Here is a 16,458-nt window from a genome sequence, read left to right on the forward strand (position 1 = left end):
CTGATGTCTTCTGGTGGTTGGTTCAAGCCTTGGAGGCGGTCTTCCTCGCAGAGGAGGCCGTCGCCTTTCGGGCGCGTGATATGGTCGTGGTCTTGTCCGGCGTCTTCGCGCCGGCGGCTCCGCTGGCGCTTCGAATGCTGCGGCCTCTGTGTGCCGGGCGCAGCGAGGGCAGCGGCTGGGTGCCGCGTTCGTTTTCAAGGGTCGCGAAAAGCCAGTCGATGAAGACGCGCGCGATCGGCGCTGCGCGCACTTCGTTTCGCGTCGCGACGTAAAAGGCGTTGGTGGCGGGCACTGAGAGATCGAAGGGAATAATCAGTTCGCCCGAGGCGATCAGGCTCGAGGCCGTAATGCTGTCGCCGAGCGCAATGCCCTGGCCGTGGCGGGCGGCCTCCGTGGAAAGCCGCGCATCGCTCAAGAAATGTTCCCGGTGACGTGGCATGTCGAGCTGGTCGGCGGCGGCGAGCCAGGTATTCCATTCCTGTCCGTCGTCGCCATGCAGCAGCACATGGTCGCGCAGGTCGCGCACCGATCTGAGCGGCCGGGAATTGAGGAGCGAGGGCGAGGCGACGGGAAAGAGGTTCAGCGTGCTCCACAGCCTTGTCCAGCAGTCGCGCCAGCCGCCGGGGCCGTAGAGAATGGCGATGTCGATGTCGGTCGAATAGATGAGGTTCGGATCGTTGCTCGAGGTCAGCGTGAGGCTGATATCGGGATATTGCTCGCTGAAATTGCCCATGCGCGGCACGAGCCAGAGGGAGAGCAGGGCGGGCACGCAGGAAATCCTGAGATTGCCGCTGGTGGTTGGCCGGTTCATCAGCGCGGTGGCGGCGGCGATGCCGTCGAAGGCTGAGGAGACGGCGGGCAGCAGCAAGGCGCCCTGCGGGGTCAGTTTCAGCCGTTTGCCGCCGCGTTCGAAGAGCTGCGCCTTCAGCGTTTCCTCAAGCGACTTGATCTGGTGGCTGACCGCGCCGTGCGTGACGTTCAACTCGCGGGCCGCCGCCGAAATCGATCCGCGCCGCGCCGCTGCCTCGAAGGCGCGCAACGGATTGAGGGGTGGCAGGCGATGGGACATGGTTCTTATGCTTGTTAGTTTTTCTCACGTCGATTGCTATAACATCGTGAATTGCTTTTCTACCCCTTTGCGGCTTAATGCTCACAATAGAGGCAGGCGCAAAAACTGCCGATTAAACAGTCGCCCGCGGCGGGAACTCCTGTTGCGCAGGGCGTCGGCGAGCAGGGGTGAAAGACGAAATGACCTTCGACGAAAAGCGACTTCAGGAACTGCGCGCGAAATACGGTAGCGACAAGGCCGGCGAGATCTTCGACGAGAAGTTCGCCAAGGTCGGGGAGAAGATCTTCTCCAACGGAACCCGCGCCGCGCCCTATGCCGGTGTCCCGACTTTCCTGTCCGCGCCGCATCGCCCGATCGATCCGGCAGCGCCGGATTTCGGGGACCTGCAGGTTGCGATCGTCGGCGTGCCGATGGATCTCGGCGTGTCCAACCGTCCGGGCTCGCGTTTCGGGCCGCGGGCGCTGCGCGCCATCGACCGCATCGGGCCTTACAACCATGTTCTGGAATGCGCGCCGATCTTCGACCTCAAGGTCGCCGATATCGGCGACGTGCCGTTCTCCAGCCGCTACCGGCTGGAACTCAGCCATGAGGATATCGAGAAGCATCACTCGAAGATCGTCGAGGCCGGCTTGCTGCCGCTTTCCGTCGGTGGCGACCATTCGATCAGCCACCCGATCCTGAAGGCCGTCGCCAAGAAGCATGGTCCGGTCGGTATGATCCATATCGATGCCCATTGCGATACCGGCGGTGCCTTCGACCAGACCAAGTTCCACCACGGCGGTCCGTTCCGCAATGCGGTGCTCGACGGCGTGCTCGATCCGACGCGCACCATCCAGATCGGCATTCGCGGCCCGGCCGAATATCTGTGGGAGTTCTCCTACGATTCCGGCATGACCGTCATCCATGCCGAGGAAGTGACCGGGCTCGGCATTCCGGCGATCATCGAAAAAGCGAGGAAGATCGTCGGCGACGGCCCGACCTATCTTTCCTTCGACGTCGACAGCCTCGACCCGAGCATCGCGCCCGGCACCGGCACGCCCGAGGTCGGCGGCCTTTCCTCGCGTGAGGTGCTCGAACTCCTCCGCGGCCTGAAGGGCATCAATCTGGTCGGCGGCGATGTCGTCGAAGTGGCGCCGCAGTACGACGCGACCCACAATACCGCCCATGCAGGCGCTCAGGTTCTCTTCGAAATCCTGAGCCTCATGGTCTATAGTCCGGCGATCAAGGGCCGTTGAGCAACTGGCATTTTGCCCGGGACGGCGCTATCAGGCGCCCCGGGTTCGACTTCAAGACAACCAACGAAAACCAAGCAACGAAGACAAGGGAACAGGACCATGAAAAACATCCTCAACGCTTCCGTCAGCCGCCGCGGCGTGCTGGCCGGCTCGCTTGCCGGCGCCGGCATGCTCGCCATGCCCTCGATCCTGCGCGCCCAGGACAAGTCGCTGAAGGTCGGCGTCTATGGCGGCTACTTCAAGGATTCCTTCGACAAGAACATCTTCCCGGAATTCACCAAGGCGACCGGCATCGCGGTCGAGTCCGTCGCCGAGCCGACCGGTGAAGCATGGCTGGTGCAGCTCGAGCAGGCGGCAAAGGCCGGCCAGGCGCCCGCCGACCTCTCGATGATGTCGCAGGTTTCGATGCTCAAGGGCCAGTCCACCGATCTGTGGGCGCCACTCGACATGGGCAAGATCAAGAACGCTTCCGGCCTGATCGACCGCTTCGTCAACAAGTATCCGGATGGCCGCGTTGCCGGTGTCGGCGCCGTTGCATGGTATATCACGCTCGTCACCAACACGGATGTCTACAAGGAAGCCCCGACCTCCTGGTCCGCGCTCTGGGACCCGGCAAACGAGGACAAGCTCGGTCTTCTGGCGCTGGTCTCCAACTCCTTCCTCCTGGAAGTGACGGCCAAGACCTATTTCGGCGGCACCAATGCGCTCGACACCGAGGAAGGCATTCTCAAGGCCTTCGAAAAGCTCGCCGAGGTCAAGCCGAACGTCCGTCTCTGGTATCGTGACGAAGCCCAGTTCGAACAGGCGCTGAAGTCGGGCGAAATCCCGATGGGCCAGTATTACCACGACGTCACCGGCCTTGCCGCCGCAGACGGCAATCCGGTCCGCTCCACCTTCCCGAAGGAAGGCGGCATTCAGGATTCCGGTTGCTGGGCCCTGTCGCGCGCATCGACCAAGACCGAGGAAGCCCACATCTTCATCGACTACATGTGCCAGCCCTCGATCCAGGCGACGCTGTCGCGCAAGGTCGGCACGGCTCCGACCGTCAAGCGCGAACTGCTCGACCTGACGGCGGAAGAATTCGCTGCCGTGTCTTCCGATATCGAGCCGATCACCCCGCGCTACGACCTCTATCAAACCAAATCCGACTGGCTGAACCAGAAGTGGACCGAACTGATCGTCGGTTGATCGACGCCTGAACGAAAAACCAATCCAGCACTTGAGGTGGGGTGAGGGTCATGCGACCTTCACCCCACTGCCATCGGAACTTTTGCGGAGACATGATGTCCGGACTGTCGCTCAACGATGTCACGAAACAATTCGGCCCCTTCACGGCGGTCGACAACGTGCAATTGAACGTGCCGCACGGTACTTTCGTGTGCATGCTCGGCCCGTCCGGCTGCGGCAAGACCACGCTGCTTCGAATGATCGCCGGGCTCGACCTTCCGACCGGCGGATCGATCGTGCTCGACGGTGAGGACATCACGCGGGTCCCGACGCACAAGCGCAATCTCGGCATGGTCTTCCAGTCGCTGGCGCTGTTTCCGCACCTCACCGTCGGCGAGAACATCGCCTATCCCTTGCGCATCCGCGGCATCGGTCGCGAGCAGCAGGTGAAGCGCGTCGAGGAACTGCTCGCCATGATCCACCTGCCGGGTTATGCCGACCGTCCCGTGACCAAGCTTTCCGGCGGCCAGCGGCAGCGCGTGGCGATTGCCCGGGCGCTGGCCATCTCGCCCAAGCTCTTCCTGCTCGACGAGCCTCTTTCGGCGCTGGACGCCAAACTGCGGGAGGCCATGCAGGTGGAGTTGCGCAAGCTGCAGCAGCAGCTCGGCATCACCACCATCGTCGTGACCCACGACCAGCGCGAAGCCATGACCATGGCCGATACCGTCGTGGTGATGAACGGCGGCAAGATCCGTCAGGCGGCAAGCCCGATCGAGATCTACCGCAAGCCGGCCGACCGTTTCGTCGCGGATTTCATCGGCTCCACCAATCTTCTGCCGCTCACCGTCGAAAGCGGCCGCACGCTCGTGCTCGGCCAGCCGGTCGAAGGCATTGCGGCGAGCGGCCAAAGCGCCTGCAGCCTTTCGGTCCGCCCCGAGGATATCCATCTTTCGGCGCCGGGCGAGGGGCGTCTTACCGGCCGTGTCACCTTCATCCGCGATCTCGGCGGCACTATCGAGACCTTCGTCGATATTCGCGGTTCGGAAGTGATCGCGGTTTCCACACCGCGCGAGCGGCCGGTGGTCAGCATCGGTCAGGAGGTCGGCGTGGTGATCGATCCGCAGACGGCCGTGGTGCTGCCGGCATGAGGCGCGACCCCCCGCAGAAAGCGCTCGACTATGCGCCGCTCGCCTTCCCGGCGGGCATGCTGATCCTGTTCTTCGTCGTGCCCTTCGGCACGATGATCGCCGTTAGCTTCTTCAAGCGGCAGCAGGGCGGCTTCTACGAACCGGCCTTCGTGTTCGACAATTACGCCCGCTTCATCAGTCCGTTCTTCGCCGGCGTCCTCGGCTTTTCGCTGATGCTGGCGATCTCGGTCGCGGTGGTCTGCGTCGTGCTCGGCGTGCCCTTCACCTATCTCCTGACGCGCGTGTCGCGACGCACACAGGTGGTCTGGCTCGTCGCGTTGCTGTCGATCCTGTCGCTGTCCGAAGTCATCATCGGCTTTGCCTGGTCGACGCTTTTCTCGCGCACCGCCGGCATCACCAACCTTTTGGTCATGATCGGCCTCATGGAAAAGCCCATGGCGCTGATGCCGAATTTCGGCGCGGTGCTGACCGGCATGACCTATCAGGCGCTGCCCTATACGGTGCTGGTTCTCTATCCCGCGCTGGTGCGGCTCGATCCGACGCTGACGGAAGCCGCGCGGACGCTCGGCGCTTCGCCGATCCGCGCCTTCTTCACCGTCGTGGTGCCGGCGCTGCGCAACACCATCGTCGCAACGCTCATCATGGTCTTCATCTTCGCGCTCGGTTCCTATCTCCTGCCGCAGATCCTCGGACGGCCGCAGCACTGGACACTGTCGGTGCTGATTACCGATCAGGCGATCTACCAGTCCAACATGCCGTTCGCGGCGGCCATGGCGGTGTTCCTCGTGCTTGTCACGCTCGGCATGGTGGCGCTCACCCTCTTCATCGGACGCAAGGGAGAGACGGCATGAACACGGTGCTGACGCGGATCTATTTCGTCCTGATCGCGATCTTTCTGGCGGCTCCCATCGTCGTCGTCGCCGGCGTTTCGGTCAACGAGAAGCAGAGCCTGACCTTTCCGCCCCAGGGGTTTTCGCTCTCCTGGTACGGAGCGATCTTCGAAGATGCCGGCTGGCGTTCGGCTTTCTTCGCTTCCCTCGGGCTGGCGCTTGCCTCTGCCGCGCTTGCGGTCGCCATCGCGCTTCCGCTTGCCTGGTTCCTGTGGCGCAGGCTTGCGCCCTGGGCGAACATCTTCCAGGTCCTCGGCATCGCGCCGTTTACGCTTCCGCCCGTCATCACGGCGCTCGGTCTCCTGACCTTCTGGGCAACGACGGGTTTTTACGGCCAGCCATGGACGGCGGTCATCGGCCACGCGATCTTCTTCGTGACGCTGCCGCTCGTGACACTTTCGCTCGGCTTCTCGGCCATCGACCGCTCTCTGGTCGAGGCGGCGTCGACCATGGGCGCGGATGACAAGACGGTTTTCCGCACCGTGGTCCTGCCGCTGATCAGGCCCTATCTGGTATCCGGCTATGCCTTCGCCTTCGTGCTGTCGCTCAACGAATACATCGTCGCCTACATGACGGTCGGTTTCACCATGGAGACCCTGCCGATCAAGATCTTCAACGCGCTCCGCTATGGCTACACGCCGACCATGGCCTCCGTGACGATCCTTTTCGTCGTGGTCGCTGCCATCGTCTTCGGCCTCGTCGCAAGATTCGGCGACCTGCCGAAATTGCTGGGGGCGATGGCGGCCGACGACCGCTGACAGACCGCCTCGGAATTGCCGGCGGGGGGCTCAGCCGCCGGCACGATCTTTATTTTGCGGAAACCAAGAATTTTATCCTCATTTTATCAATTCATTCAGATTTGCGGCCTAACTCTTTTACCGTTCCAGGACGGGACTCCGCGCATGACGTGGCGGATGGTGAGAGATGGGGAATGGGGCACATGACGTGCACAGGACAGGCCGCGATCGTCGCGGATGTGATCGGATCTATGGGTCCGGGGCCGGAAACCGGCCGGAAATCCCTGCAGGGCAGGGATAAAAGCGTTTCAGCGACGCGCTTCAGGCGCGGAGATTTCCAGTTCAATGCCAGGGTATCCGCGGGTTTGCCGGCGCTGCTTCATGCGTGCGACGGTGGCGTATCGCGATCCGGCGGAGCGTCTTTCGCCACTTGGTGAGGCCCCGATAGACACGATCGGTTCCCTGTTCCCAGGGAACCGGTACGGCATCTATCGGAACCGTTTCGCACCGCATGGCGGACGGGCCCCTAGCCACGATAGATGCCGTGGGAGGAACATGACGTCCCCACCCCCAAGTTATGTTCCTCCCATCCCTTTTTCGACGGTATGGCGTGTTACCGGATAGATGCGAGCCTCCTCTCGCCCGCCGACTCGACATCATGGCCTTTAGTCCGGTGGGCAACCAGGAAAGCGAGAAGAGGCACAGGCCAGCGCGATCGGCTTGGCTATCCAACTTCGAAATGATCCTCGGCGATGGTCGATTACTGCGTGACGATCTGAGCATCGAATGAGCTGATTTCTCAGGTTTGATCCAAAAGCGCATTGTCCAGAAAGCGAGCCAGCACCTGGAACGATCGGCAAGATCCGTCCAGGATATCGCAACCCAATTCGGTTTCTCCGACCAGACCTATGTCAGCCACTTCTTCAAGCGCGAGACCGGCATTTTGGGATCTCGCAGTCGAGACGGCGCCGAAACTGGGTCTGGTGTCCGGCCTGCGTCGACGCCAGATACGACGCTGCCGTTGCAAGTATTCCGACATGGTTTGCCCTGGGTGCTCACGTCGGGAAAAGTTGCCCGGGCGTGACCGCCCGGGCAACTCATCAGGCTGCCGGATTTGGGGTGATTCCGAACAGCCTCCGCAGTTTCTGCAGGAAATCGTCGATGAAGGTGAAGATCACCGGGATCACGAGCAGGCTGAGGAAGGTGGAAGTGATCAGGCCGCCGATCACGACGATGGCCATCGGTTGCCTGAAACTGGAGTCGCCGCCGCTGAGGCTCAGGGCCGCAGGCAGCATGCCGCAACCCATGGCGATGGTCGTCATGATGATCGGACGCGCCCGCTTGTGGCAGGCGTCGACCAGCGCGTCGAAACGCGACATGCCATTGCGTCGTGACATGATCGCGTATTCCACCAGCAGGATGGAATTCTTGGTCACCACGCCCATCAGCATCAGAAGGCCGATGACTGCGGGCATCGAGAAGCTGGTGTCAGTTATAATCAGCGGCAACAGCGCGCCGCCCAGCGACAGCGGCAGCGCCATCAGGATGGTCAGTGGCTGCAGGAAATCGTGGAACAGGATCACCAGGACCGCATAGATGCAGAAGACGCCGATTGCCATGGCTGTCCCGAAACTCTGGAACAGCTCTGAGCTTCGCTGCAATTCGCCCTGTTCGACCAGGTGAACGCCCTCCGGCAGGTTCTTGAGCGCCGGCAGGTTCTTGGCTTCGCTATAAACGTCGTTGAGGATACGCCCGTTCAGCTCCACCGTCAGCGTTACGTTGCGCGAGCGGTCGATGCGGTCGATCTCCGAAGGGCTGCCGCCGATACGGATATCGGCGACGGCGCCCAGATTGACGTTACCGTTGGCGCCCGCGACCTGAAGGTTGGCGATACTGTCGAGCGATGTACGGCTGTCGGAGTTGAAGCGCACGCGTATGGACAGCTGCCGCTGCGGCAGATCGAGCTTCGCCATGGACGAGGAATAGTCCCCATAGGTGGCAACGCGAACTGCCTGGGCGATGGCATCGGATGTGACGCCGAGTGCGGCGGCCCGCGTCAGATCAGGAACGATCTGGATTTCGGGCGCCTGCAACGATGCGCTGGAGGTGACGGCACCGATCCCCTTGAGGGTGCGCAACTGTTCTTCCAGGGAGGAACTGGCCTTGTCGAGGGCGTCATTGTCATCGCTGGCAAGCGTGATCTCCAGTTCTGTGCCGTTGCCGCCGCTTCCGACTTCGACCCGCGTACCGGCCACTCCGCTCAAGGCCTTGCGGATATCGTTTTCGATCTCGGTTTGCTTGACATCGCGGTCGTTGATGTTCGTCAGGTCTACAACGATGGTAGCGGTTGTCACATCGGTCGTCGTGGTCGAGTCGACACCGCCCGACGAGGCCGTGCCGACCGCCGAGAACACATGCGTGACGTTGGGCACGCCGGCAATGATCTTGGCCGACTGCTGCGTGATCGCATTGGTCTGATCGAGCGTGCTGCCCGGCGGCAGGGTCAGCGTGACCTGCGTCTGTGAATCGTCCGATGCCGGCATGAAACCCGATTTCAGGAATGGTATCGCCGACAGGGAAAGCCCAACGAAAATGGCGACCCCGAGCATGGTCAGAAGGCGATGGCCCAGGCAGAATTTCACCACGCGCATATAGGTGCGCATGATCCTTCCGTCTTCCTTCTCTTCAACGCCGGCCTTCATGACATAGGCGGCCATCATCGGCGTCAGCAGGCGGGCGACCAGTAGGGACGCCAGAACCGCGACCGCCGCGGTCACGCCGAATTGCCGGAAAATGAGGCCCGGAATACCGCTCATGAAAGCCGTAGGCAGGAATACGGCAACAAGGGTGAATGTCGTGGCGATAACCGCCAGTCCGATTTCATCCGCGGCCTCGAGCGCGGCATCCATAGGGGACTTTCCCATTCGCAGATGTCGGGCGATGTTCTCAACTTCCACGATCGCGTCATCGACGAGAATGCCGACCACGAGCGACAGGGCCAAAAGCGTGATAGTGTTGAGGCTGAAATCGGCGTAATGGATGACGATGAAAGTCGGAATGACCGACAGGGGCAGCGCAATCGCCGACAGGATCGTGGCCCGCCAGTCCCGCAAGAATAACCAGACGACGACGACGGCGAGTAGCGCGCCTTCGTAGAGCATCTCCATCGAGCCGTCATAGTTCTCGATGATCGGCTCGACCGTGGTGTAGGCCTCGGTGATCTCGACGTCGGGATGCTGGGCTGCGAACGACGTCATCGCCGTGCGGATGTCGGATGCAACGCCTGTGTCGGAGAAGCCGCTGTTGCGCTTGACCTGCACGCCAATGACCTGTTCGCCGTCCAGATGACCGAAAGAGGAGCGTTCGGAAAAACTGTCCGTCACGGTGCCGACGTCGCCGATGCGGACAAGCTGACCGTCCGACAGAGGGATGGCGATATCCTTCAGGGCCTCGACGGAATCGACGGCGCCGAGGGTACGGATGTTCTGCCTGCGGTCGCCGACTTCACCGCGTCCGCCCGAGGTGTCTCCCTGAACGGATTTGAGGGTGGAGGAGACGGTTTCGGCCGTGACGCCCATCGATGCCATGACCGAGGGGTTGAGGTCCACATGCACTTCGCGGTCGATGCCGCCGATACGGCTGACATCACCGACGCCGGAAACGGCCAGCAGAGCCTTTTTCATGTCGTTGTCGACAAACCAGGAGAGTTCCGTCTCATTGAGACGCTGCGAGCGGACCGCGAAGGTTAGCAGCGGCGAGCTCTGCACGGTGACTTTCGTGATGCTGGGACTGTCCATCTCAGAAGGAAGGTCTGTCGTGCTATCGACGGCGTTGCGGACTTCGTTCAGCGCCTCTTCGCTGTCTTTTTCCAGCTGGAAGGACACGCTGATGGAGACCGAGCCATCGGTGATCGTCGTGGTGATGTGATCCAGCAGGCTGAGGGAGGCGAGGTTGTCCTCGATCTTACGCGCCACTTCAGTTTCAAGCTGCTCGGGTGCCGCTCCTTCAAGCGATGCACTGATCTTGATGGTAGGCAAATCCATATCGGGAAAGTTCTGGACCGCCAGCTTGCCGAAAGAGAGGAGGCCCATCACCGTCAAAAGGATGAACAGAAGCAGGGCTGGGACGGGATTGCGGATCGACCAGGCGGATATGTTCACTTGCTGTCTCCTTCAACCCTGACGAGGGCATTGTCAGAGAGGAAGGCGCCGCCGGATTTCACGATGCTTTCGGCTCCCTCTAGACCGGATACGATCTCGACTTCTGCATTGTTGCGGCGGCCTGTTTCGACCCGAACGCGTGTTACCCGGCTCTTGTCGTTGACGGTGAAGACGTAGTTGATGCCGTCACGATAGACGATCGCCGCCTCCGGCACGGTCAGCGCAGCAGTCGTCTGGAGGTTGATCTGCCCGCTGGCGTATAGACCTTCGGGCGGATGATCGGTGGTCGGCAGGGCGACATAGACGATTGCCCGGCCGGTGCTGGTGCTGACGGTCGGGCCGACAAGCCTGACGCTGCCCTTTACATCGCTGCCGTCCGGCCCCTTGATTACCGCTTCGAGTCCGTCCTTGATGCGCGGAAGATATTGGGCGGAGACCTCCGCCTGCCACTCGACGCGCTGCTGCCGCAACAGCCGGAAAAGCTCCGTGCCTGAGGAAACGACGCTGCCGAGCTGGGCCGAGCGTGAGGTGATGAGCCCGTCGTCGACAGCCGTTATGGTCGTCTGTTCAACCTTGATCTCCTGGCTTTCCAGATCGGCCCGGGCCGATTTCAGGCTTGCGGTCGCGGTCTGCTCCGAGATGAGGTAGTCGTTTACGGACTCGTCGGAAAGCGCGCCGCTGCCCTTGATCTTGCGGGCCCGGTCGGCATTGGCCTTGGCCTTGGCGAGATCGGCCTCCGCGGTCTCGACGGACGCCTTCTGCTTGTCGAGTTCGGCAAGCTGGGAATCCTTGGCAAGCTGCACCAGCGGCTGACCCTTCTTGACCACCGACCCGACATCGACCAGTACGTCCGTGATCCGGAGGCCGGCGAGTTCGGAAGCGATTATTGCTTCATGCCAGGGCTTCAGCCAGCCGGTTGCCGGAACGCTTTCCGGCCATTCACGCTTGGCAGGCTTGACGACATTGACGGTCAGGGAGGGGCTTTCGCTTTCCTGCGTCTCGGCAGCCGTGGCGAAGGTGGTCGCCGCGGTACCGGACAGGAGGGCGATCGTGAGCAGGATGGATAGGGAGCGTGCGGGCCGCATGGACGGTATCCTCATTATTCTGGTTTTGCGGACTGCGGGGGCGCGGCGTCGGCATTCCAGCCGCCGCCCAAAGCCTTGTAGAGGGCAATCCAGTAGCGAACCGCGTCGCGTCGCGTTTCGATAAGCGTTATTTCTGCCGACTGCGCGGACCTTCTCGCCTCTTCGCGGTCCAGCAGGCTGGCGCCACCGGCTTTCCAGTTGCTGTCTATCGATTTGAAATAGGACCGGTAGTTCGCAGCGGCGCTGGCGGCGTCACTGATCTTGCGCCGTGTGCTGTCGAGGCGCACGAGGGCGGTCTCGATGTCGTTGATCGCGCTCAGTACGCCCGACTTGTAGCTGGCCACGGCGCTGTCGTAATCGGCGATCTTGCTCTCGACCGCCGCGCGCCGCGATCCCCCGTCAAACAGCGGGATCGACAGGGCTGGTCCGAAGGACCATGGCAGCGACTTCCCGGTCAGGCTCGACTGGCTGATGGTGATCGATCCGCTCATGCTGAGGCTCGGATAGAGATCCGCTTTCGCGGCGCCCACATCGGCGATGGCGGCGGCCAGTTCCAGTTCCAATGCGTCAATGTCCGGACGCTGACGCAATGCGTCGGCGGGGACGGATTTGACCGAGAAGGTCTCGGGCTTTGGAATTCTGTTCTTGCTGCGCGACAGCAGGCCGCGAACCCGCTCCTCATCGCCGCCGGTCATCTGGGCCAGGGACTTGATAAGGATTTCGCATTCGGCCTTTTGTCCGGTCAGCGTCGACGACGAGGACGCAGCACTCGCTTTCGCGAGGGCCAGATCTGCATTGGAGGTGAAGCCGGAGTTGGTCGAAGTCTGCGTTGCACGAATGGTTTCGTGCTGCGATGTGAGCTCGACCGCATAGGCCTCTTCAAGAAGCCGGCACGCCTTGTACTGGACGTAGTAGTCGGCCACCTCCGCAGCGAGAGAGACGCGGGCGTCATGCCAGTTGGCGATCTGCTCCTGTATGCGGATGCGGTCTGCCTTGCTTGTGAGCCGGTCCTTGCCGAACAGGTCGATTTCCCACGATGCGTCAAGCGCGCCGCTGGAGGTCGTGGAGGCCGCGACGCGATTTTGGGAATCGCCCTCGGTGCCCGAGCGCAGAACGGATGCAGAACCATCAAGCTGCGGAATCAGGCTGGCCTGCGAGGAGGCGAGCGTCGCTCTGGCCTTTCGGATGTCGGCCGCTGATGAGGCGAGGGTGGGGCTTTCTGCCTCCGCATAGCCGATCAGCGCGGTCAAGGACGGATCGTTGAAGCCCGACCACCAGGACAGGAGATCGTCGGTTCGTCCATCATGCGGCAGTGTTGCGTGCCAAGAGTCGGGGATCTTGGCGTCAGGCGCCTGCAATTGTTCAAATGTCGTGCATCCGGAAATGATTAAACATGACAAAATTGCCGAGCAGCCGAGAAAATTACGCCCCGAGACATTCATTGTAGTCCTTTGATTATCCGCTTGCACATCAAGGACCGTTTAGACGAGTGAACGTAAAGTGCGGTCAATCTTGTGTTAAGATATGTAAAATCCAGTGCTTGGCGGAATGCTGGCGTATATGCCAGTCCTTGATTGGACATAGGGTGACGGGATGGCAAAGGTTCTTCTGGTAGACGACGACGAGGAACTTACGCGGCTGCTAAAGGAGTACCTCGTGGAGGAAGGCTTCGACGTCGAAACGGCGACGGAAGCTCCTGCTGCAATCGCTGCGGCGGCTGCGAAGTCCGTGGATATCCTTGTTCTCGATGTCATGATGCCGCGGATGAATGGCATCGAACTGCTGCAGCGCATTCGGCGCAACGGTGCCATTCCGATTGTCATGCTGACGGCCAAGGGCGACGATTCGGATCGTATCGCCGGCCTCAATCTCGGGGCGGACGACTACGTGTCGAAGCCCTGCTCGCCGGGAGAACTCGCGGCGCGGTTGAGAGCGATCCTGCGCCGTTCAGGGCAGCCATCGGCCGCCACGGAAGTGGTGCGCGCCGGCGCGCTCACCATGCATCCCGCCAGTCGGATCGCCGAGTGGCAGGGAAAGCAAATCGACCTCACCGGAACTGAATTCATCCTGTTGGAGATACTGGCCCGCAAAGTCGGCGAGCTGGTGTCCAAGCAGGAAATTTCCAAGCGTGCCTTCGGCAGGGCACTAACCCCCTTCGACCGGCGCATTGATGTCCATATCAGCAGTGTCCGGCAGAAGCTGGGAACGAGGGACGACGGCCAGTCCTGGATACAGTCGGTTCGTGGGCAAGGCTATCAGTTGTTGCAGGATCGCTGATGCGTCGCCTCTTTTGGAAGTTCTTCCTGACGATCTGGGTGACGATGACGACATGCGTTGCGGTCGTGGTCGTCACCCTGGCGGTGTTTCAGATCGTTCCCTTGTCCAGCGAGCTGCAACAGGCCCGTCAATCCGTCGTTGTCGAGGTCGCCTCGCAAATCCTGAAGGCGGACGGCAAGGAAGCCGCCGACCGGTTTGCCCGGCAAGCTGAGAAGGCTGCCGAGCCGGTAACGATCGACATAACGCAGGTCGAGCCGGGCGCTGACTGCGCAAACCGTCAAATAGGCGGCGGGCTATACGTCCAAAGGGGCGAGGACTGCTTCTTCGTCGATGCGAGAGCGGAGCCCTCGAGCCTGTTTTCGCTCGTCTGGCCGAGGATCATGCCGTGGCTGACGGCACTGGTGGCGGCCGCAATCGCGGCTTATTGGCTGGCCCGCTATCTTGTCCGGCCGGTCGATGAAATTCGACGTGGACTGAGCGCGCTTGCCAGCGGCCGTTTCGACGTGCGGATCGGTCGCGAAATCGCCGGGCGAAAGGATGAGGTGGCGGCGCTCGCCCACGACTTCAACACCAGCGCTGCCCGCCTTGAAGAATTTCAAAACCTGCAGCAGCGTCTCTTCCACGATGTGTCGCATGAGCTTCGATCGCCCCTGTCCCGCCTGCAGGCCGCCATGGGCGTCCTGCAGCAGAATCCGGGGAAGCTGCACTCGATGATGGAGAGAATGTTGCGCGAGATCGAGCGAATTGACGGGCTCGTCGGCGAGATCCTGACCTTCGCACGGCTTGCCGATCGTAACGCCACCGTTCTGACGGTCCAGACACTCGACGTGGTCGATCTCCTCACCGACATCGTGGACGACGCGACCTTCGAGGGGCATGCGCGGAGAATTACGGTGAATTACGAGGGCGCGCAGACCTTTGTCGCGCCGGTCAACGGGGAGCTGATCTATCGCGGCCTCGAAAACGTGATCCGCAACGCCGTCAAATACGCATCCGAAGGATCTGTCGTGACCGTGCGTTCGAGCGTTGCCGACGATGTGCTGACCATCACCGTCGCCGATACGGGGCCGGGCGTTCCGACCGACAAGCTTGAAGGCATCTTCCAGCCGTTTTCCCGTGGCGACAATGCCGACAGCCAGGAAGGCTACGGATTGGGCTTGGCAATTGCCAAGCAGGCCGTGGAGCGGCACGGCGGCCGCATCGGCGCGACGAACTCGGCTTCCGGAGGGTTGGTGGTCCAGATCTCGATTCCAAAATCGCACGAGTTCGCAAAATAGGAGCCCGGAAGTCATTGGATGGTCCCTGACCGGATGACCGATGATGCAACCATCCGTCATTATAGGATCGAGGCGAGCAATGCGGGTTCCTTAATGCAGATGGCGTAACGTGCACGAATGATGGAGCCTTGCTGGCATGGATTTGCTTGCTGTCGCCGCTGCTGAGATGGTCGTGCCGCCAGCTGAGCTGCCCGGATGCCCTTCCGCGCGGCCGCGAGTCCCGATGGACCATGCACCAGCGCCGAACACTTTGTCACGCGCCTTTCACCCGGCCACCTTGGCTTCATTTCGGAAGCCCATTGCCAAACCGGGTTAGAACATCTATGAAACCGTTTTATCAGCGTCTGTACGCGGGCGGTCTTCTCTTGCAAAAGCGAAAAATCACAATCAGGGATGTTGCCGCGGCCGCCGGCGTGTCCGTGACATCCGTATCTCGCCATCTGAACGGACAGATCTCGCTTCCTCCTCTCACTGCGCTGAGGATTGAGAAAGCCGCCGCTGAGTTAAAATACCGCCCGAACGCTTTGGCGCGGCGCCTGACCAACGGCCGCAGCGAAGCCCTTGGCCTCATCGTGTCGGATATTGCCTATCCACTGTTTGCATCCATCGCCAGCGCTTGCGAAGAGGAAGCGACGCGGCATGGCTATAGCCTCGTCATGTTCAACAGCCGCAACATCCTCGAAAACGAGGTTGCCTTCCTCTCGAGGCTCGACGACCGGCAGGTCGATGGCATTCTTCTCCTGACGAACCACCGCGACGATGGTCGTTTGATGAAGAAGATCAATCAGAGTCACGGCGTGATCTTGCTTGACGAAGACGTGCCCGGCGCAATAGCGCCGCGCCTTTTTGCCGACAGCGAAAGGGGCGCTTTGCTGGCGACGCGGTACCTGATCGAAATGGGACATCGGAAAATTGCCGTGATTGGCGGCCCGCGCGGGCTGTTGAGCACCGAGGAGCGCCTTAGCGGTTTCGAGAAGGCGATGCGCGAAGCCGGGCTTCAATCCCGAGACGATTACATGATGTTTAACGAATATAGCGACAGGGAAGGATTTCAGTCTTTCGAGAGGCTGATGGCTCTGGAAAGTCCGCCAACGGCAATCTTCACCTTTGCCGACACGCAGGCGCTGGGAGTTCTGCGCGCGGCACGAAGTGCTAACATCAGCATTCCCAAAGATGTTTCGTTGATCAGCTTCGACGACATCGCGAATGCGGACCTGCTGGAACCCGCATTGACCACGGTTCGACAGCCCGCCGGCGAATTCGGGCGCCGCGGCGTGAATATTCTGCTGGATTTCATCGCCGACAAAACGCCGGCAAGCTATAAGGAAAGGTTGGCGGTCGAACTTGTCGTCCGCAACTCGGTCGGCCCTCCAAAAAACTAATAGGCAATCTCGGACGGTGCATCCTCCGGAC

At 61.5% G+C, this 16,458-nt stretch carries 13 protein-coding genes; 9 read left to right on the forward strand and 4 right to left on the reverse strand.

The genetic code is table 11. From position 1 onward, the window contains the following. Window positions 1–22 precede the first annotated feature (22 nt). A complete protein-coding gene (gene gcvA / locus J5N58_RS03825; RefSeq protein ID WP_113340881.1) occupies window positions 23–1,069 on the reverse strand; it encodes a transcriptional regulator GcvA in 1,047 nt (348 codons plus the stop codon). Window positions 1,070–1,248: 179 nt separating this feature from the next. Between gcvA and speB the strand changes: the two genes are divergently transcribed. The 6 genes from speB (at window position 1,249) to J5N58_RS26045 (ending at window position 7,330) form a co-directional block, all read left to right on the forward strand. Beyond that, window positions 1,249–2,304 (forward strand): agmatinase, encoded by a 1,056-nt coding sequence (gene speB / locus J5N58_RS03830; RefSeq protein ID WP_113340880.1) that lies wholly within the window; start codon window positions 1,249–1,251, stop codon window positions 2,302–2,304. A 99-nt stretch (window positions 2,305–2,403) separates the two neighbouring features. Then, entirely contained in the window at window positions 2,404–3,492 is a 1,089-nt protein-coding gene (locus J5N58_RS03835; RefSeq protein ID WP_112829192.1) for an ABC transporter substrate-binding protein, read from the forward strand. 95 nt (window positions 3,493–3,587) lie between these two features. Next, window positions 3,588–4,619 (forward strand): ABC transporter ATP-binding protein, encoded by a 1,032-nt coding sequence (locus tag J5N58_RS03840; RefSeq protein WP_113424370.1) that lies wholly within the window; start codon window positions 3,588–3,590, stop codon window positions 4,617–4,619. Next, a complete protein-coding gene (locus tag J5N58_RS03845) occupies window positions 4,616–5,470 on the forward strand; it encodes an ABC transporter permease (RefSeq protein ID WP_244709751.1) in 855 nt (284 codons plus the stop codon). The genes J5N58_RS03840 and J5N58_RS03845 overlap by 4 nt, the downstream gene beginning before the upstream one ends. Further along, a complete protein-coding gene (locus J5N58_RS03850) occupies window positions 5,467–6,267 on the forward strand; it encodes an ABC transporter permease (protein ID WP_113424372.1) in 801 nt (266 codons plus the stop codon). Before J5N58_RS03845 ends, J5N58_RS03850 begins: the two co-directional genes overlap by 4 nt. A gap of 784 nt (window positions 6,268–7,051) precedes the next feature. Continuing rightward, window positions 7,052–7,330: a helix-turn-helix domain-containing protein gene (locus tag J5N58_RS26045; RefSeq protein ID WP_425314452.1), complete on the forward strand. Its 279-nt coding sequence runs from the start codon at window positions 7,052–7,054 to the stop codon at window positions 7,328–7,330. Between the two features lie 16 nt (window positions 7,331–7,346). Here J5N58_RS26045 and J5N58_RS03855 read toward each other — a convergent pair whose 3' ends face one another. The 3 genes from J5N58_RS03855 to J5N58_RS03865 are packed head-to-tail and all read right to left on the reverse strand — an operon-like array spanning window position 7,347 to window position 12,933. Next, window positions 7,347–10,406, reverse strand: a complete 3,060-nt coding sequence (locus tag J5N58_RS03855; protein ID WP_244709753.1) for an efflux RND transporter permease subunit — start codon at window positions 10,404–10,406, stop codon at window positions 7,347–7,349. Continuing rightward, window positions 10,403–11,491, reverse strand: coding sequence for an efflux RND transporter periplasmic adaptor subunit (locus tag J5N58_RS03860; RefSeq protein ID WP_113447785.1), 1,089 nt, complete (start codon window positions 11,489–11,491; stop codon window positions 10,403–10,405). The genes J5N58_RS03855 and J5N58_RS03860 overlap by 4 nt, the downstream gene beginning before the upstream one ends. Before the next feature lie 14 nt (window positions 11,492–11,505). After that, window positions 11,506–12,933 carry an efflux transporter outer membrane subunit gene (locus J5N58_RS03865; protein ID WP_244709755.1) on the reverse strand — a complete coding sequence of 476 codons (1,428 nt, stop codon included), beginning with the start codon at window positions 12,931–12,933 and terminating at the stop codon, window positions 11,506–11,508. Window positions 12,934–13,084: 151 nt separating this feature from the next. Here J5N58_RS03865 and J5N58_RS03870 point away from each other — a divergent pair, with 151 nt between their 5' ends. From J5N58_RS03870 to J5N58_RS03880, 3 genes are all read left to right on the forward strand, one after another. Continuing rightward, the gene (locus J5N58_RS03870; RefSeq protein ID WP_112829201.1) at window positions 13,085–13,768 is read left to right on the forward strand and encodes a response regulator; all 684 of its coding nucleotides are present in this window, start codon (window positions 13,085–13,087) and stop codon (window positions 13,766–13,768) included. Continuing rightward, the gene (locus J5N58_RS03875; protein WP_244709757.1) at window positions 13,768–15,045 is read left to right on the forward strand and encodes a sensor histidine kinase; all 1,278 of its coding nucleotides are present in this window, start codon (window positions 13,768–13,770) and stop codon (window positions 15,043–15,045) included. The genes J5N58_RS03870 and J5N58_RS03875 overlap by 1 nt, the downstream gene beginning before the upstream one ends. Window positions 15,046–15,368: 323 nt before the next feature. Next, complete coding sequence (locus tag J5N58_RS03880) at window positions 15,369–16,427, forward strand: LacI family DNA-binding transcriptional regulator (RefSeq protein ID WP_244709759.1); 1,059 nt, start codon at window positions 15,369–15,371, stop codon at window positions 16,425–16,427. Window positions 16,428–16,458 lie beyond the last annotated feature (31 nt).

Origin of the sequence: Paenirhizobium cremeum (assembly GCF_022884085.1) — a bacterium.
Taxonomy (GTDB): Bacteria; Pseudomonadota; Alphaproteobacteria; order Rhizobiales; family Rhizobiaceae; genus Allorhizobium; species Allorhizobium cremeum.